General features: G+C 47.5%; 3 tRNA genes. All 3 read left to right on the top strand.

Annotated elements, in window-relative coordinates:
- Positions 1-63 precede the first annotated feature (63 nt).
- The 3 genes from CD032_RS10410 (at position 64) to CD032_RS10400 (ending at position 334) form a co-directional block, all read left to right on the top strand.
- A tRNA-Arg gene (locus CD032_RS10410) sits at positions 64-140 on the top strand.
- Positions 141-166: 26 nt separating this feature from the next.
- Positions 167-240, top strand: a tRNA-Pro gene (locus CD032_RS10405).
- A gap of 18 nt (positions 241-258) precedes the next feature.
- Positions 259-334: transfer RNA gene (locus tag CD032_RS10400), tRNA-Ala, on the top strand.
- Positions 335-345: the final 11 nt, after the last annotated feature.

The following is a 345-nucleotide window of genomic DNA, read 5'->3' as shown; positions in this document are numbered from 1 at the left end:
TCCTGCGATGAGAGATCATCGTACCGGTTCGATTCCGGTCCTCGGCACCATCATTTTAATAGAGCGCCCATAGCTCAATTGGATAGAGTACTTGACTACGAATCAAGCGGTTATAGGTTCGACTCCTATTGGGCGCACCATTTTAAAAATGATTTTATGATAAATACGGGAAGTAGCTCAGCTTGGTAGAGCACTTGGTTTGGGACCAAGGGGTCGCAGGTTCGAATCCTGTCTTCCCGACTCTTATTTAAAAATTATGGGGGCTTAGCTCAGATGGGAGAGCGCCTGCTTTGCACGCAGGAGGTCAGCGGTTCGATCCCGCTAGTCTCCACCATATATATTTAG

The organism is Staphylococcus cohnii subsp. cohnii (genome assembly GCF_002902365.1).
In the GTDB taxonomy this organism is placed as follows: domain Bacteria; phylum Bacillota; class Bacilli; order Staphylococcales; family Staphylococcaceae; genus Staphylococcus; species Staphylococcus cohnii.
Note: the sequence above shows the minus strand (reverse complement) of the source record. Positions and strands in the feature narration are given on the sequence as shown.